At 67.7% G+C, this 17,836-nt stretch carries 12 protein-coding genes; 7 read left to right on the forward strand and 5 right to left on the reverse strand.

Annotated features, from left to right (window positions below; translation table 11 throughout):
• The first annotated feature begins 70 nt into the window (after positions 1-70).
• The 7 genes from ABLE43_RS18025 (at position 71) to ABLE43_RS18055 (ending at position 12,003) form a co-directional block, all read left to right on the forward strand.
• Positions 71-2,257 (forward strand): 3-keto-alpha-glucoside-1,2-lyase-like domain-containing protein, encoded by a 2,187-nt coding sequence (locus ABLE43_RS18025; RefSeq protein ID WP_348979708.1) that lies wholly within the window; start codon positions 71-73, stop codon positions 2,255-2,257.
• Between the two features lie 49 nt (positions 2,258-2,306).
• Positions 2,307-4,625: a beta-glucosidase family protein gene (locus ABLE43_RS18030; protein ID WP_348979709.1), complete on the forward strand. Its 2,319-nt coding sequence runs from the start codon at positions 2,307-2,309 to the stop codon at positions 4,623-4,625.
• Between the two features lie 231 nt (positions 4,626-4,856).
• Positions 4,857-6,737, forward strand: coding sequence for a sigma-54-dependent Fis family transcriptional regulator (locus ABLE43_RS18035; RefSeq protein WP_348979710.1), 1,881 nt, complete (start codon positions 4,857-4,859; stop codon positions 6,735-6,737).
• A 430-nt stretch (positions 6,738-7,167) separates the two neighbouring features.
• Positions 7,168-8,244, forward strand: coding sequence for a 2,3-butanediol dehydrogenase (locus ABLE43_RS18040; protein WP_348979711.1), 1,077 nt, complete (start codon positions 7,168-7,170; stop codon positions 8,242-8,244).
• A gap of 44 nt (positions 8,245-8,288) precedes the next feature.
• Positions 8,289-9,158 carry a transporter gene (locus tag ABLE43_RS18045; protein WP_348979712.1) on the forward strand — a complete coding sequence of 290 codons (870 nt, stop codon included), beginning with the start codon at positions 8,289-8,291 and terminating at the stop codon, positions 9,156-9,158.
• A 140-nt stretch (positions 9,159-9,298) separates the two neighbouring features.
• On the forward strand, positions 9,299-11,125 hold the full coding sequence (locus ABLE43_RS18050; protein ID WP_348979713.1) for a flavin-containing monooxygenase: 1,827 nt from the start codon (positions 9,299-9,301) through the stop codon (positions 11,123-11,125).
• A 242-nt stretch (positions 11,126-11,367) separates the two neighbouring features.
• On the forward strand, positions 11,368-12,003 hold the full coding sequence (locus ABLE43_RS18055; RefSeq protein ID WP_348979714.1) for a response regulator: 636 nt from the start codon (positions 11,368-11,370) through the stop codon (positions 12,001-12,003).
• Here the strand turns inward: ABLE43_RS18055 and ABLE43_RS18060 are convergent.
• The 5 genes from ABLE43_RS18060 to ABLE43_RS18080 form a co-directional block, all read right to left on the reverse strand.
• Positions 12,000-14,216 (reverse strand): hybrid sensor histidine kinase/response regulator, encoded by a 2,217-nt coding sequence (locus ABLE43_RS18060; RefSeq protein ID WP_348979715.1) that lies wholly within the window; start codon positions 14,214-14,216, stop codon positions 12,000-12,002. The two genes, ABLE43_RS18055 and ABLE43_RS18060, sit on opposite strands and share 4 nt — an antisense overlap.
• Positions 14,213-15,391: an FIST N-terminal domain-containing protein gene (locus tag ABLE43_RS18065; protein WP_348979716.1), complete on the reverse strand. Its 1,179-nt coding sequence runs from the start codon at positions 15,389-15,391 to the stop codon at positions 14,213-14,215. Before ABLE43_RS18065 ends, ABLE43_RS18060 begins: the two co-directional genes overlap by 4 nt.
• On the reverse strand, positions 15,388-15,789 hold the full coding sequence (locus tag ABLE43_RS18070; protein ID WP_348979717.1) for a DUF779 domain-containing protein: 402 nt from the start codon (positions 15,787-15,789) through the stop codon (positions 15,388-15,390). Before ABLE43_RS18070 ends, ABLE43_RS18065 begins: the two co-directional genes overlap by 4 nt.
• A 106-nt stretch (positions 15,790-15,895) precedes the next feature.
• Positions 15,896-17,416, reverse strand: coding sequence for an aldehyde dehydrogenase (gene adh / locus ABLE43_RS18075; RefSeq protein ID WP_348979718.1), 1,521 nt, complete (start codon positions 17,414-17,416; stop codon positions 15,896-15,898).
• A 215-nt stretch (positions 17,417-17,631) separates the two neighbouring features.
• Positions 17,632-17,836: hypothetical protein (locus ABLE43_RS18080; RefSeq protein ID WP_348979719.1), on the reverse strand; the 205-nt coding region annotated here is incomplete at its 5' end.

A 17,836-nucleotide genomic window follows, 5' to 3' on the forward strand; every position in this document is an offset into this window, starting at 1 on the left:
CGACACACCGGGGCGGTGCGCCCGGATACACAAGGACCGGCGATACGGCCGGCCGTAACGGGAGAGAGTCATGGCGACCATGCAACGCCGCTTCGTCGCGGCCATGATGGGCCTAACCATGCTGATCGGGTCGGCGTGGGCGATCGTGTCGTCCGGCGGCGGCGGCGGACCGGATGGTAGTGGGATCATCACGGTTTCCCCCCGCTCGGACGCCGCCGTCGGGCAGGCGCCGGCCTCGGCGAATGCCGCCGGCACGACCGCAGCGTCGGGCACCGGTTATTATGTCGATGCCGTGGCGGGCGACGATGCCAACACCGGCACCTCCGCCGCATCGCCGTGGCGGACGCTGGCCCGCGCCGGTGCCGCGACATTGCGTCCCGGCGATGCGATCCTGTTGAAGGCAGGGTCGGTATGGACCGGCCAGTCGCTCGACCTGCGTGGATCCGGTGCGCCCGGCGCGCCCATCGTCGTCGACCGGTACGGCAGCGGCGCACGGCCGGTCATCGATTTCGCCGACACCGCGATCGGTGGCGAGGGGTTCGGCGTGCGGGTCGTCAACGGCTCCTACTGGGAGGTCCGCAACCTCGAGATCACCAGCGGCCAGCAGCCGACGTCGCGGCGGCGCAACGGCATCCTGTTCGTCGGAACCGGGGCCGGTGCCGGTGCGATGCGCCACATCCATATCGTCGGCAACGTCATTCACGACATCTTCGGCGCGGACCGTCGCGGCGGCGGTATCAACCTCCATTCCCGGCGCGCAGCCGCCGGCGATCCCGAGCCGTCATGGGACGACGTGCTGATCGAGAACAACGTCGTCGACAATGTTGCCGATACCGGCATCCAGACGATGACCGACGCATTTCTGGTGCAGACGGGCTGGACGCGCGTGAAGACCGCGTTCAGCCGCGTCCTGATCCGCCGCAACACCGTCACCCGGATTCATCGCGACGGGATACTGGTGCGTGCCGCGCAGGCCCCGCTGGTCGAATACAACACGACCGACATGATCGGTCGCTACACCACGGCGACCGGCGCGACGGCGGGCTATCTGGCCAATGTCCAGGTCGTGGCGGCGCAATGGATGTATTATGTCGATCGCGGCGTGTTCCAGTACAATCAGGCGTCGCGCACGCGCCGGATCGCCGCCGATGGCCAGGCATGGGATTTCGACGTCGGCGTGAACGACAGCGTATATCAGTATAACTACAGCCACGACAACGAAGGCGGCGCGCTGCTCGTCATGAACGGTACCAGCGGCAACGTCTTCCGGTACAACATATCCCAGAACGATCTGGATTATCAGGGTGCGGTCGATTTCGACAACGGGTTCACCGGAACGATATACCTGCACAACAACGTGTTCTTTCGCAACAGGGGCCAGACGGGACTGCTGGCGGCGCGCGGCGGCAGCGGTGCGGCGGTGACGTATCGCAACAACATCTTCTACGGCGACGGATCGTTTGAAACCGGCGCGGGCGTCACCTACGATGCCAACAGCTATTTCGGCAGTCGGGCGAATACGGTTCCCGATGCGAACCGGATCATCGGCGATCCGCTGTTCATGGCACCGGGCAATGCCACCTCGATCGCCGATGCGGCGGCCAGCTATGCGCTCGCGCCCGGTTCCGCGTCGCGCGATACCGCCGCGACGATCACCGAAAACGGCGGTATCGACTTTGCCGGTCGCGTGCTTCCGTCCGGCGGCCTTGATCGTGGCGCGATCGAGGGCGATGCGGTGGCGATCGCGGCGAACAGCAACCAGTTCGAGGCGGGCACCCTCGGCCTGTGGAGCATCATCGCGGGGGACTGGATCGTCGGCGGCACCCCCGGCGCGCTGCAAAGCCGCAGCACGTCCGTCGAAGGCGTGGCGATTACCGGGGATGCCGGCTGGACCGATTACAGCGTCGGCGGAACGGTCGCGGTCGATACGCCCGTCGGCAATGCGGGCCTGTTGCTGCGCTATGCGAACAGCGCGTCGTTCCTGATGGCGCGGCTGAACGACGCAAACGACCGGCTCGAGCTGCTGCAGCGCAGCGGCAGCGGGTTCACCACGCTCGGCTCGGTGCAGCATGCGGTCGAACCCGGCACGTTCGCGACGCTTCGCGTCGATGTCGCCGGACAGCGGATCACCGTCTGGCTCAACGGGCAGAAGGCGATCGCGACGACGCTTCCCGCCACCGCTCCGGCCGCGGGACGGATCGGCGCGCGGACCGCGAACTCGAAGGGCCGGATCGATGACGTCGTCATCCGACGATAGCCCGAGCGATCGCCACACCGGCGCGACACGCAGCAGCAAGGAAACCGCATTGACCAGGAACCGCCCTTTCGTCGCGACCATGATCGCCCTGAGCGCGGCGGGTGTCGGCGGCGTGCTGCCGTACCAATGGGCATCGGCACGCCAGTCCGCGCCGGGCGTCGAGCGCCCGGACTGGCGCGACCGGAGCCTGCCCGCCGATGTGCGCGCCCGGCTGGCCGTCGCGGCGATGACACGGGCCGAAAAGCTGCTGCTCGTGCGGGGCTATTTCCCTGCGAGGATGGCGAACCGGCCCGCGTATGTTCCGCCGCGCGGCGCGAAGCCGGGGTCGGCCGGCTATGTCCCGGGCATTCCCCGGCTCGGAATCGAACCGCAATGGCAGACCAATGCCGGGCTGGGCGTCGGGACCGTCGCCAGCGCCGCCACCCGGCTCGAACGGACGGCGCTGCCGTCCGGGCTGGCGCAGGCCGCCAGCTGGGACGCGGATCTGGTCGAGGCGGGCGGTGCCATGATCGGCGAGGAAGCGCGGCGCTCCGGCTTCAACATGCTGCTGGCGGGTGGCGTCAATCTGGTGCGCGAACCGCGCAACGGGCGCAACTTCGAATATGCCGGCGAAGATCCGCTGCTGGCCGGGGACATCGTCGCGGCACAGATACGCGGAATCCAGTCGCGTCACGTGATGTCGACCATCAAGCATTATGCGCTGAACGCGCAGGAGAGCGGTCGCGAGATCCTCAGTGCGAAGATCGACGAGGCGGCGGCCCGCGCGTCCGACCTGCTGGCGTTCGAGATCGCCATCGAACGGTCGCAACCGGCCTCCGTGATGTGCGGCTACAACCGGGTGAACGGCGACTATGCCTGCGAGAACGGCTGGCTGCTGAACGACGTGCTGAAGCGCGACTGGGGGTATCGGGGCTTCGTGATGTCGGACTGGGGAGCGGTGCATTCGACCGTGAAGTCGGTCAATGCCGGTCTCGACCAGCAGTCCGCCGAACCGTTCGACACCCGACCCTATCTGGGCGCGCCGCTGGTGCAGGCGCTTGCTGCCGGAACGGTCGCAGCCGAGCGGCTGGACGACATGGCCCGGCGCGTCCTGTGGGGCATGATCTCGACCGGCGCGCTCGACCATCCGGTCGCGGGCGGTCCGACGACGATCGACTTCGCGGCCCATGCCCTCGTCACGCGCACCATGGCGGAGCGCGGCGCGGCGCTGCTGAAGAACGACGCGATCCTGCCGCTGGCGCCGTCGACCCGCCGCATCCTGTTGGTCGGCGGCCATGCCGATCGCGGTGTCCTGTCGGGCGGCGGTTCGTCCCGGGTTTTTCCCCGGGGTGGCAACGCCGTGCCGGACCTCGAGCCGAAGGGCTGGCCGGGGCCGGTGATCTACTTCCCCTCGTCGCCCCTCGTCGAACTGCGCAAGCTGTTGCCCCGGGCCAGTATCGACTATGTCGACGGCACCGACCTGCGCGCCGCCCGCGCCGCCGCCGCGGCGGCCGAGGTGGTCGTGGTGTTCGCCAACCAGTGGACGACGGAATCGGTCGATGCCTCGCTGACCCTGCCGGACCGGCAGGACGAGCTGATCGCGGCCATGGCATCGGCCAATCCGCGCACCGTCGTCGTGCTCCAGACCGGCGGGCCGGTTCTGACGCCGTGGGCCGATCGGGTGGGCGGGATACTGGAGGCCTGGTATCCGGGAACGGCGGGCGGCGAAGCGATCGCCCGGATACTCACCGGCGCTGCGGAGCCGGGCGGCCGGTTGCCGGTGTCCTTTCCGGCGAGGACCGCCGACCTGCCCCGTCCCGTGCTGGACCGGCCGGTGGCGACCGCGGGTGTCGAACGGCCGTTCGATGTTGCCTATTCCGAAGGGGCTGCGGTCGGATACCGCTGGTACGAGGCGCGCGGGCATGTCCCGTCGTTCGCGTTCGGTCACGGGCTGGGCTACGCGCAGTTCGCCTTCGAGGATCTGCGGCTTGCCCGCGACGGGCTCGGTCTTCGCGCAGACATCACGGTTCGCAACGTGGGCGCCCGACCGGGGACGGCGGTGCCGCAGCTCTACGTCAGGCCGGCCCATGGCGGCTGGGAAGCGCCACGCAGGCTGGCGGGATGGCATAGCCTGCATCTCCCGCCGGGCGGCGTGCGTCGCGTCGGCATGCGCATCGATCCGCGCGTCCTTGCGGTTCCGGATGTCGCGGGGCGGCGCTGGCGCATCCGTTCCGACAGCTACCGGATCGCCGCAGCGACGTCATCGGGGGCCGATCCATCGCTTACCCAGGACATTCGTCTCGACGATGTCAGTTTCCCGTTCGCGGGTCGCACCGGATGCGAAGCCGCACCCGCGACCGCCACCGCATCGTGCGCGGAACGGGAATAGCTTCCGGTCGATCGCGCGCGACGGCCGGTCGTCCGGCGGAGGAGGTGCGCGCGCGGCTGGAACGCGCCGCCTTCGCCGAAGGTGCTTCGCGCTGATCCGTCGCTGCCGCTCGCGATCACGCGGACCTGCGGCGTCGCTGCGGCGCGCACCAATTGCCTCCCGTCGAAAACCATGCACAATATGCGTAAAGTCTGGAGAGGCGCGGGCGTCGGAACGACGTCGCGAACGATCATGTATTCGCACGGCGACCATATTCGCGAGATCGAGCGCGTCGGCCTCGGGCATTCTACCGATCGGGACCCGCATGTGGTCGAATCCTGGCGGCGCTGCCTCGATCGGTATCGGCTGAATCCTGCCGAAGCACGCGAGGCCGTCATCCTGCCGTCGGAACGGCTGAAGGAACATCGTCAACAGGCGGAGGAACTCATCACGATCGCGCGGTCCGGGCTCGAGTGCCTGTACCGTCAGGTCGCGGGACAGGCCTATGTGCTGCTGCTGGCCGATCGCCGCGGGGTGACCGTCGACTTCATCGGCGACCCGCTGTTCGACGGAAATCTGCGCAAGGCGGGCCTCTATCTCGGATCCAAATGGACCGAAGATCTCAGCGGGACGTGTGCCGTCGGGTCGTGCCTCGCCACAGGGGAGGCGCTGACCATCCACCAGACCGATCACTTCGACACGATGCACACGGCGTTGTCCTGCACGGCGGCGCCGATCTATGACGCCGGCGGGGAGCTGTCGGCAGTGCTGGACATCTCGCTCCTGTCGTCGCCGTCGGTGAAGACCAGCCAGAATCTGGCCCTGCATCTGGTCAAGGCGGCCGCGCGGAGGATCGAGCTTGCCCATCTGATGGCGGGGACGCGCAACCAGTGGGTTCTGCGATTTTCGCGCTCACCCGAATTCATCGAGGTCGATCCCGAGGCGGCGATCGCCATCGACGATAATGGCCGGATCACCGGCATGACGAACGGCGGCGCCCGGGTTCTGGCCCGAGCGATCGGGGGCGACTGGCGCGATCCCCGCGCGTTGATCGGCAAGCCGGTTTCCCGTTTCCTCGACCTCGGGATCGACGACTTTCCCGACCTTACGCGCGGTCGGGCTACGAACGAACGCATCGTCTTCGCGCGTGACGGCGACAGGCTGTTCGCGCACGCCATCGAACCGAAGCCCGCGCAGCGCACCGTCGTCGCGCGCGCTTTGCCCGCCGCGATCCGGAATCTGGGTGACAAGACCCCGGAAATGGCCGCCCTGCAACACAAGGCCGCCAAGCTCAGCCGTACCGGGTTGCCCATCCTGATCCAGGGCGAGACGGGAACGGGCAAGGAGCATCTGGCGCGGGCGATTCATCATGACAGTGGCCGTGCCGGGCGGTTCGTCGCGATCAACTGCGCCGCGATCCCGGAAACGCTGATCGAAAGCGAATTGTTCGGCTATGCCGCAGGGGCCTTCACCGGCGCGGCACCGAAAGGGCGCAAGGGCCTCATCGAACAGGCCGACGGGGGAACCTTGTTCCTCGACGAGATCGGCGACATGCCGATGATGTTGCAGGGCCGACTGCTACGGGTCCTCGCAGAGCGTGAGGTTCAGCCGGTCGGCGCCGCCACGCCCAGGCCCGTGAACATCCGGGTGCTCTCCGCTTCTCACCGGCCGCTCCCCGAACTGGTCGCGAAGGGCGTGTTCCGCGAAGACCTGTACTACCGGCTGTGCGCCGCGACCCTGCGGTTGCCGCCCCTTCGCGAGCGGGCCGATTTCGACTGGCTGCTTTCGCGGCTGCTCGATCGGCATCGGACGGGCGGCGAGCCCGTCGACGTCACGCCCGCAGCGCGCGTCGCGCTGCGGCGCCATGACTGGCCGGGAAACATCCGGGAACTCGATAACGTCCTTTCGGTGGCGCTTGCGCTCAGCGAGTGCGGGACGATCGACATCGACGATCTGCCGGATGGTTTCGCCGGTTCGTCTTCCGCATCTGACAGCGGCGATGCCGGGGGGCGGCTGCGCTCGCTTCTGCTCGCCTGCAACGGGAACGTGTCGGAAGCCGCGCGGCGCCTGGGCGTCGACCGCACCACCGTCCACCGCCAGATGCGACGTTACGGCATCGTCGCGGGCAATTGAGGGTCGCGGGCGATCGAGGGCGCGCCCGGCAGCCGCCCTCGCGATTGCTCGATCCACATCGTCCCGGCTGCCCGGCGTGTTCTGGCCCCGCCGCGTACAGGGCTCGTCGAGTCCATCGTGCGGCCCGGCCGGACAGGCGCGACCGCGATGGTGCCGTTCGGCATGCGCTCCTCCCGCTTGGATCATGCCGCCGCCGGTCGTGGCCGGGGTGGGCGCCGGGCGCCCGCCCGGGCGGCGGCAACGCCTGTGCCACGCACATGCGCCTTGCATGCGTGGTACCATGCCTGTGGCATCGCCCGGCCGGATGCCACAGGTGCGCCACACCACCTGTGGCATCCGGTGCGACCGATGACGCGCCCGTGCCCTTGTGACGCCGTTTGGCATACCGCTTGCTGACGCTCTCTCCCCGGAACAACGAGAGGAGAGAATGATGAAGGCGTTGCGTTTCCATGCCGCCAAGGATTTGCGGGTCGAGGATGTTGCCGCACCCGACCGCCAGCTGCCGCCGGGACAGGTTCTGGTCCGCAATCGCTTCGTCGGGATATGTGGAACCGATCTGCACGAATATTCCTATGGTCCGATCTTCGTGCCGAAGGATCCGCACCCCTATACGGGTGTGTCGGGTCCGCAGATCCTGGGGCACGAGTTTGGCGGGGTGGTCGAGGCGGTCGGTGCGGGCGTCACGCTGGTGAAGCCAGGCGACCGGGTTTCGATCCAGCCGCTTATCATGCCGCGGGAAGGCGACTATTACGCATCGCGCGGGCTGTTCCACCTGAGCGACCACCTCGCGCTCGCGGGCCTCAGCTGGAAATGGGGCGGCATGGGCGAATATGCCGTGCTCAACGAATATAATGTCGTCCCCATTCCGGATGCGATGACGGACGAGGAAGCCGCGCTTGTCGAGCCGACGGCGGTCGCGGTCTATTCCACCGATCGAGGCGGCGTGACGGCGGGCAGCAGCGTTCTCGTCACCGGCGCCGGACCGATCGGGATGCTCACCCTGCTGGCGGCGAGCGCCGCCGGGGCCACGCAGCTGTTCCTGTCCGACGTCAATGACGAGCGTCTGGCGTTCGCGCGCGGGATCGTACCGGACGTCATCACGGTCAATCCACGGCGCGACGATGTCGGCACGATCGTGCGCGACGGCACCGAAGGCAAGGTCGGATGCGACGTCGCGATCGAATGCGTCGGCAACGAACATGCCCTGAAGGCTTGTGTCGATGCGGTTCGCAAGCAGGGCGTGGTGGTGCAGACCGGGTTGCATCCGCACGAGAACCCGGTCGACTGGTTTCAGGTGACGTTCAAGGACATCGATATCCGCGGTGCCTGGGCCTATCCGACGCATTACTGGCCGCGCGTGATCCGCCTGATCGCAAGCGGGGCGCTCCCCGCGAAGCGGATCGTCACGCGGCGCATCGCCCTCGACGCCGCGGTCGCCGATGGCTTCGACGCGCTGCTGGACCCGTCGGGAAAGCATCTGAAGATCCTGATCGATCTCGACGCCTGACGCCCGACTGCCCGTCAGCGGCAGCGCACGAGAGAGGAAATCCCATGCAGATTTTTCAGCGGCGCATCGCAAGCGCCGGGTTCGCGGTCGTGTCCGCGCTCGGTTCCACCCCCGCGTCCGCACGCGACATCACCTTTGCGATCATCGGGCCGCAAGAATATAATCTTCCCGCCGACGGCTTCAAACCGTTCGACGCCCTGGTCCAGTATGTCGAATACGACAATAGCGCGCGTCGGTTCGATGACCGCGGTAACGAGGTCGCAGGCCCCGACCAGACCCTCGTCGTCGGCCTGACCAAATATGTCAGGTTCTGGACGTTCAAGGGCTTGCCCGACGTCGGTTTCGCCTGGGAGTATATCCAGCCCGAAGTCCGCCTGACCGGACCGGGCCTGAAGGCGAGCGGCTTCGGCGATCCGCTGACCGGCTTCGCCATGTGGATCAAGCCGACCGGCAATACGACGGCGGGCGTCCAGACCTTCGCGAGCATCCCCATCGGCGCGAGCGAAGTCACCAACAACTACTGGGCCAATCTCAGCTCCGTCTTCTTCGACTGGCAGGGCAAGCGCCTTGCGTTCACGGGAGATCTCGGCGTGGTCCTGCGGGGCACGCGGAATGACGGGCGGCTGCCGATCGTGGACGAGGGCGACAGCGTCCACGCCAACGGCCGCCTGAGCGTGAAGACGGGCACGCGCCTCGAGCCGTTCGCCTCGATCGACTGGCAACGCAATGCGCGCAGCCGCATCGGCGACACCGTGGTCGCCCTTTCGTCCGGAAGCGATACCGCGCTCGGTGCCGGCGTGCTGGTGGGGCTGGGCGACAGGTTTTCCGTGACGGCGCGCTACGCGCGCAGCGTCGCGGGGCGCAACGTGCCCATCACCGACGCTGCCTATTTCAAGCTCGCGGCGGTCTTCTGAGCCGCACGGCAGCGTCGGCGTCGCGCGCTTCCTCGCGTCCGACCAGCGCGCCTTCATGACCGACCGGAGCCTGATGACCGACGGCGGCATGGTCTTCGCCTGACCGCCGCCCCCACCATGATAGTCGAGAGGATCACGATATGAACGAGATGAGCAGGATTGCGACCGCCGAAACCACGTCCGCTGCCCGGCAACAGACCGAGGACTGGCTCGCCCGGTTCAACGCCGCCCTCGCCAAAGGGGACGCCGATGCCGCCGCCGCGCTGTTCGCGGACGTCAGCTTCTGGCGCGACCTCGTCGCCTTCACCTGGAACCTGAAGACCGTCGAGAATCCGGACGGCGTGCGCGACATGCTGGCGGCGACGCTTCCGGGGCTGGGCACCGTCGCCTTCCGCATCGCGGAAGAGCCGGAAGCGGCGGACGGCGTGGTCACGGCGTGGCTGGCCTTCGAAACCGGCATCGGCCGCGGCGAGGCGGTCCTGCGTCTGGTCGACGGAAAGGCGTGGACATTCCTGACGACGCTGACCGAGTTGAAGGGCCATGAGGAGCCGAGCGGCTTTTCCCGCCCGATGGGCGCCGAACACGGCGTCAAGCGCGGGCGCAAGACCTGGTCCGAGAAGCGCGCCGACGAGGCCGCCGCGCTCGGATATACGCAGCAGCCCTATGTGCTCATCATCGGCGGCGGCCAGGGCGGCATCGCACTGGCCGCGCGACTGCGTCAGTTGAGCGTGCCGACCATCGTCATCGACAAGCATGAACGACCCGGCGATCAATGGCGTGGACGCTACAAGTCGCTCTGCCTGCATGACCCGGTCTGGTACGACCATCTGCCCTATCTGGACTTCCCGAAGAACTGGCCGGTCTTCGCGCCGAAGGACAAGATCGGCGACTGGCTGGAGATGTACACCCGCATCATGGAAGTGAACTATTGGTCGCGGACCGTCGCCCGGAACGCTACGTTCGACGAGGCGACCGGAACATGGTCCGTAACCGTCGATCGCGACGGCGAGGAAGTCGTGCTGAGGCCGACGCAACTCGTGCTGGCGACCGGCATGTCGGGAAAGCCCAACATCCCGAACATTCCGGGAATGGCGCGGTTCAAGGGCGAACAGCATCACAGTTCGCAGCATCCCGGCCCCGATGCCTATGCGGGCAGGAAGGTCGTGGTGATCGGCGCGAACAACTCCGCCCACGACATCTGCGCGGCATTGTGGGAAGCGGGGGCGGATGTCACGCTGGTGCAGCGCAGCAGCACGCATATCCTGCGTTCCGAAATGCTTACCGGCGTGGTGCTCGACGGCCTCTATTCGGAGAATGCGGTCGCGAACGGCGTGACGACCCGCAAGGCCGACATGACCTTCGCCTCGCTGCCCTACCGGATCATGCACGCCTTCCACGTGCCGGTGTACGACGAGGTGAAGAAGCGGGACCGCGACTTCTATGCCGCACTGGAGAAGGCCGGCTTCATGCTCGATTTCGGTGCCGACGGGTCCGGGCTCTTCATGAAATATCTGCGCCGGGGCTCCGGCTATTACATCGATGTCGGGGCGTGCGATCTGGTCATCGACGGCAGTATCGGGCTGAAGAGCGGCGTCGAGATCGACGAGATCACCGAGACGGGCGTCAGGTTCGTCGATGGTACCGAGCTGCCGGCCGATCTGATCGTCTATGCCACGGGCTATGGCTCGATGAACGGCTGGGCCGCCGACCTCATCAGCCAGGAGGTCGCCGACAGGGTCGGGAAGGTCTGGGGCCTCGGCTCCGACACGCCGAAGGATCCCGGACCGTGGGAGGGCGAATTGCGCAACATGTGGAAACCCACGCAGCAGGAGAACCTCTGGTTCCACGGCGGCAACCTGCATCAGTCGCGCCACTATTCGCTGTACCTCGCGCTCCAGCTGAAGGCGCGGATGGAGGGGATCGATACCCCCGTCTACGGGCTTCAGCCGGTCCATCACCTGCGCTGAACCCGCGACACGCGCCGGCCGCGCGTTCACGGAAGCCCCGGCGTGACGAATGGCGTCACGTCGGGGTGATAGTGCAATAAGTCCGCCGTCCGGGCATGGCTGGACATGGGTTGCAGGCGACCGGCGTCCCTGGCTTTCCCGTCCGTGCACGGCGCAATCGATCGGCAGGAGTGTCGAGCGTTACGACCCGGACCTCGCATTGGTCGAAAGCGGCGCTATCGTCGGCCACGGGGAGAGTGGATGTGGAACGAGTCCTGATCGCGGACGATCACCCGCTGGTGCGCGACGGGTTGCGCACCGTCATCGCGGTCGCCTTCGACCGGGCGGACCTGTTCGAGGCGTCGTCGGTTGCCGAAGCGGTCGGGATCGTCGAGCGGGAGGGGGACTTCGACCTCGTCCTGCTCGATCTCAACATGCCCGATGCGCGGGGATTTTCCGGCCTCGCGACCCTGCGCGAGCGGTTCCCGGCGCTGCCCGTCGTGCTGGTGTCGGCGGTCGCGGACAGTCATGTCCTCAACGGCGCCATCGCCCATGGGGCCGCAGGCTTCATCCCCAAATCGATGAAGCGCAGCCAGATCGTCGCAGCGATCCGGTCGATCCTGTCGGGCAACGTCTTCATCCCCGAAGATTTCGGGCCGCGTTCCGCTGCCGAGGCGGAGATCGCCAGCATCCGCCGACGGATCGATACGCTGACTCCGCAGCAGCGCGTGGTGCTGGGACTGGTCGTCGCGGGGAAATTGAACAAGCAGATCGCCTACGACCTCGACGTGTCGATGACGACTGTGAAGGCGCATGTCTCCGCCATCCTGTCGAAGCTGAACGTCCATAGCCGGACACAGGCGGTGATCCAGGCCAGCAAGGTCGGCCTGGGCAGCTAGCGGACGCTGGCCAGCAATGCCCGTAGCTGGGCGGGCTTCACCGGCTTTTGCAGGACATGCAGCCCCGATGCGATCAGCCGTTCGCGCAAGGCGGGCATGCGATCGGCGGTAATGATCGCGGCGGGCACCTCGGCGCCGATATCTGCGCGCAGCGCCGCGACCGCGGCGTCGCCCCGCGTATCGCCGCCGAGATGATAATCCGCGAGGATCACGTCGGGACGCAGCCGGGTGCGGCGCACCATCGCCCGCGCGTCGTCGAGGCTTGCGGCCGTGTGCACGCGGACGCCCCAGCCGCCGACCATCGCCTTCATGCCTGCCAGGATCGATTCCTCGTTGTCGAGCACCAGCACCGTCGAAACCCCGATCCCGCGCACCGGTGTCGCGGGGGCCGGCAGGCGCGCGGTTCCCGTGACGGCGAGCGGGACGGCGACGGAAAATGTCGCACCGTCGCCCGGCGCACTCTTCAGGGCGATCGGGTGATCCAGCATCCGGCTGGCGCGCTGGACGATGGCGAGGCCCAGGCCGATGCCCTGCGACGCGCCGGCGTCGAGCCGACGGAATTCCTCGAATATCTCGCTATGATGGGCGGCGTCGATGCCCGGCCCGGTATCGGCGACGGTGATCTCTACCGCCGATCCATCCTGCCGCGCGGCCATGGTGATGCTGCCCTGCCGGGTATAGCGGACGGCGTTGGACAGGAAGTTCTGCAATATGCGGCGCAGCAGGCGGCGGTCGGAATGGACCCATAGCCGGGTCGGCACGACGCGGAGCGTCAGCCCGCGTTCGGTCGCGATCACGGCGAATTCGGCACGCAGCGCGGTGAACATCTCGTCGAGGGGGATGTCGCCGAACTCCGGGGTGATCGCGCCCGCATCCAGCTTCGAGATTTCGAGCAGCGCCTCCAGCAACCCCTCGATCGAGTCGAGCGCAGACGCCGCCTGATCGACGATCTTGCGGTTGCCCGCGGCGAGACGGCGGCCCGCGAGCGCGGACACGAACAGACGGGCGGCGTTGAGCGGCTGGAGCAGGTCATGGCTGGCGGCGGCCAGGAATCGCGTCTTTGACAGATTGGCCTGCTCCGCGGCCGTCTTGGCCGCGCGCATCGCAAGTTCGGCGGCCTGTCGCTCGCGCACCTCCTGCTCCAGCTCGCGCGTTCGGGTGGCGACCCGCTGTTCCAGCGCATCGGCGGTGCGAAGACGCTCGGTCACGTCGTCGAAGCTCATGACCATGCCGCCGTCACCCATCGGCCGGCGGCGGATCTCGATCGATCGGCCATCGGACAGGCGGCGGACGGCGACCACTTCGTCCGTGCCGACCCGCCCGGCGGCGCTCGTGCCGACCCAGCCGAGCGTGTCGGCGGCATCGGCACGGGGCAGTTTCGCCCTGCACCAGTCGAGCAGCGCGGCGTGATCCGCGATGCGCTGGCGGGCATGCCGGGGCGGCAGGTCGAGCAGCGTCAGCAGCGGGTCGTTCCAGGCGACGAGCGCACGGTCGGGCGCGAAAACGCACACCCCCTGCGGCATGGCGTCGAGCGTCCCCTGCAATACCAGCGCGCGCTCGGCGAGTTCGCGTGCCCGCTCACGGGCATCCTCGGCCTTGATGTTGGTGATGTCGGTATAGACGCCGACGATGCCGCCTTCGCTGGTGCGCTGTTCGTTGACCTGGATCCACCGGCCGTCCGCCAGTGCGATCACATGGCCGCCGTCGGCGACCTGGTGGTGGCCGATACGTTCCGATACCCAGCGCGCAGGAGCGACCAGCCGACCGAGGGTGGGGCCCACCTCGCAGATCGCACCGGCGATCTCGCCGAAGGCGACGCCGGGCCGGATACGATCGGCGAGTGTCGGCCACAGCGACAGATAGGGGCGATTGCACAGCACCAGCCGGTCATCGGCATCGAAGATCGCAAACCCCTCGTCCAGCGCCTCGATCGCATCGCCCATGCGCCGCCGCGCGGCATCCGCGGTATCGCGGGCATGGGCAAGGGCCGCGTTGCTGGCGGCAAGGTCGTCGAGCGCGCGCTCGAGGTCCGCCGTCCGCTCGCGCACCTTGCTCTCCAGCGCGATCGCCGTCTCGAACACCGAGAAGGCATTACCCTGCAGGTCGGTCGACCGTTCGACGCGGTCCATCAGCGCGGCGTTGATCCGCTCCAGCTTGGCGATCCGCGCTTCCAGCACGGCGATGCGCGCGCCATCGTCGGCTCGGCCCGTCACGGTCGCCCGATCGCCAGGCCGGTGAAGGTCTGATTGACGTGCAGGGCGCGAAACTGCTCGCCATAGGTGTTGAACCCGACGACGCCGCGCCGCGCATACAGCTCGGACACCGCGCCGCGGACCTGCCGCTGTTCGATCTCGATCGAATTCAGTACGCAGTCGAACCCCAATATGCGATCGATTCCCCCGACGTCGGCGTCCAGCCGGTCGAACAGGCGGTCCAGCCCCGCGACGATATCGTCGGCCTCGCCCAGCGTCAGCACGATCCCCGCGTCGATCGCGCAATAGAAGGTCAGACTGCCGTCGGGATTGGCCGACTGGATCGAGCGGACGTAATATTCGCCGCCCGCGCGCACCATCAGCGGATGACCGGCGAACACCGGCGGCCCTAGTCGATCGACACTGGTTCCCACCAGCCGCGCATATTCGGCGGCCGCCGGCTCGGCATTGATTTCATGGACGATGCGCCGCGTCGTGTCGGCGGCGGTAATGACCATCTTCGCCGCGCCGGGACGATAATGTTGCGCGCGGAAAACGGACAGCGGGCGGTTGGTCGACAGGATGGCGATGACCGCGGCGTCGCGGCGAAAGACGCCGTCGTGCAGCACGAACGTCTCGCGGAAATCGAGTCCGTCGCCCGACGACCCGCCGATCAGCGGCACGTCGCCCAGCGCGTCCTGCAGTGTCAGCGTCAGCATTTCCTCGCGATGCGACAGGCCGTCGACCAGAAAGATGGCGGCATGGTTCACCGGCCGGTCGAAATGGCGCGTTTCCTCGGTCGCCTCCGCCACCAACGACCGCACCCGCTGCTGCGCGTCGCTCGCGTCGAAATGGTCGAGATCGGTGAAGCAGGTGGCGGTCAGGCGGAAATCGCGGGCGGGAAAGCCGATGGCGGTCAGCGTACCTTCGTCGAGGCCGCCCGGCGTCAGTTCGCCCGATGAGGTGCAGCCGACGATGGTCAGCCCGTCGCTGCGCCCGGCGATCGATCGGGCGAGGTCCCTGAGCGGATAGCGGTTGGAACAGAACAGCAGCATGCCGGACAATTCGGGCACGTCGAGTTCGCGGAACAGCGCACGTATCGCCAGCTCGGGATCCTGCTCGCGCGATGCGGCGACACGAAGGGGGGTGTGGGTCGGCACGTCCGGGATGATGGCAGCAGATGACCGGGCGGTCACGTCCCGTCGCCGCGTGGTGGTGGACCGGCAGCCTCCAGCGCGTCGACCTCGGCATCGCCGAACACCCGGCTGCGCACGATGAAGCGGACGCCTTCGGGGCCTTCCAGCGAGAAGCCCGCACCGCGGCCGGGGACGACGTCGATGGTGACCTGGGTATGGCGCCAATATTCGAACTGCGCCGCGCCGATCCACACCGGGATCGCGCGATCGGGACCGATATGGCCGAGAAGCACGTCCTGGCCGCCGACGCGGAACTCCCCGGCGGGATAGCACATCGGTGCCGAGCCGTCGCAGCAGCCGCCCGATTGATGGAACATCAACGGCCCGTGCCGGGCGATCAGCATCGCAATGACCGCATCGGCATCGGCGGTGGAGAGGACACGGGGCGGGGCGGTCATCGTCGGCGTCTCCCGGGGACGAAGACGGCGGCCCTCGCGATCGGAGAGCCGCCGTTCGGAGCAGGCCGGGAAGCGCGTGGAGGAAGGGGCGTCCCGGCCGAGGATGTCAGAAGAAGCCGAGCGCCTTGGGCGAATAGCTGACGAGCAGGTTCTTCGTCTGCTGGTAATGGTCCAGCATCATCTTGTGCGTCTCCCGCCCGATGCCCGACTGCTTGTACCCGCCGAACGCGGCATGCGCCGGATAGGCGTGGTAGCAGTTGGTCCAGACGCGCCCGGCCTGGATGGTGCGGCCGGCGCGGTACGCCGTCGTCCCGTCGCGCGACCAGACGCCTGCGCCCAGGCCGTAGAGCGTGTCGTTGGCGATGCTCATCGCGTCCTCGAAGTCCTTGAACGTCGTGACCGCGACGACGGGGCCGAAGATCTCCTCCTGGAACACCCGCATCCTGTTGTGCCCTTCGAGGATCGTCGGCGTGACGTAATAGCCCGCGTCCAGCTCGCCGCCCAGCCTCGCCCGCGTCCCGCCGGTCAACACCCTGGCGCCCTCCGCCCTGCCGATGTCGATATAGGACAGGATCTTCTCGAGCTGGTCGTTGGACGCCTGCGCACCGATCATGGTCGCGGCGTCGAGCGGGCTACCCTGCCTGATCGCCTGCACGCGGGCAATCGCCTTTTCCATGAACCGGTCGTAGATCGATTCGTGGATCAGCGCGCGGCTGGGGCAGGTGCAGACCTCGCCCTGGTTCAGCGCGAACAGCGCGAAGCCTTCCAGCGCCTTGTCGAGATAGTCGTCGTCGGCGTTCATCACGTCGGCGAAGAAGATGTTGGGGCTCTTGCCGCCCAGCTCCAGCGTCACCGGGATCAGGTTCTCGGTGGCATATTGCATGATGAGGCGGCCGGTCGTCGTCTCGCCGGTGAACGCGATCTTGGCGATGCGCCTGTTCTGCGCCAGCGGCTTGCCCGCCTCGACGCCGAAGCCGTTGACGACGTTCAGCACGCCGGGCGGCAGCAGGTCGCCGATGATCTCCATCAGCACCATGATCGACATCGGCGTCTGTTCGGCGGGCTTCAGCACCACGCAATTGCCCGCCGCCAGCGCCGGCGCGAGCTTCCACACCGCCATCAGCAGCGGAAAGTTCCACGGGATGATCTGGCCGACGACGCCCAGCGGCTCGTGATAATGATAGGCGACGGTGTCGTGGTCGATCTCCGCGATCGACCCCTCCTGCGCGCGCAGGCAGCCCGCGAAATAGCGAAAATGGTCGATCGCCAGCGGCAGGTCGGCATGGGTCGTCTCGCGGATCGGCTTGCCGTTGTCGATCGTCTCGACCAGCGCGAGCAGCGGGAGCCGCTCCTCCATCCGGTCGGCGATCTTCAGCAGGATGCGTGCGCGATCGGCCGCGCTCATCCGCCCCCACGCGTCCCTGGCCTTGTGAGCGGCGTCGAGCGCCAGTTCGATATCCTCGGCGGTGCCGCGCGCGACCGAACAGACGGTCTTGCCGGTGACGGGGGACGGATTGTCGAAATACTGGCCGCGCACCGGCGCGACCCAGTCCCCGCCGATGAAGTTGTCATAGCGCGATCGGATCGCGATCTGCCCCTTTAACTCGTCGAGTGCCTGTTGCAGCATGGTCATCTCCTGTCGGTCGCGATCCGTTTGCCGGGTCGTCTCGATCGGCGAGCATCTGCCGTCCGCACCGGGCGCGCCATTGGACCAAAAGGCTATTGCCACCCCGCCGTGGCGCGATCGTCGCTGCCCCGTCGCGGGACGTTGCACGATCCGGCCAGGCCGGATCGGCATGCATCGTAGCCCGATCATGACGGCGGCGCGGTGGACGAAGCCGGTCAAGTGTCGGTGGAATGAACGGCCTTCGGCTCCATCGGGACATCGTTGACGTCCGCCTGCGCCGCTTCTGGACGGTGGTCGTGAACCGCGCCGGGTTTGTCGGAGGCTCCAACTCCTGAGAAGGTGGAGCCCGTATGAGCAAGACGACGAACAAGTTTGCGGCCGAGGTCCGCGAGCGAGCGGTACGGATGGTGCTGGATCACG

Origin of the sequence: Sphingomonas silueang (genome assembly GCF_040049155.1) — a bacterium.
Classification (GTDB): domain Bacteria; phylum Pseudomonadota; class Alphaproteobacteria; order Sphingomonadales; family Sphingomonadaceae; genus Sphingomonas; species Sphingomonas silueang.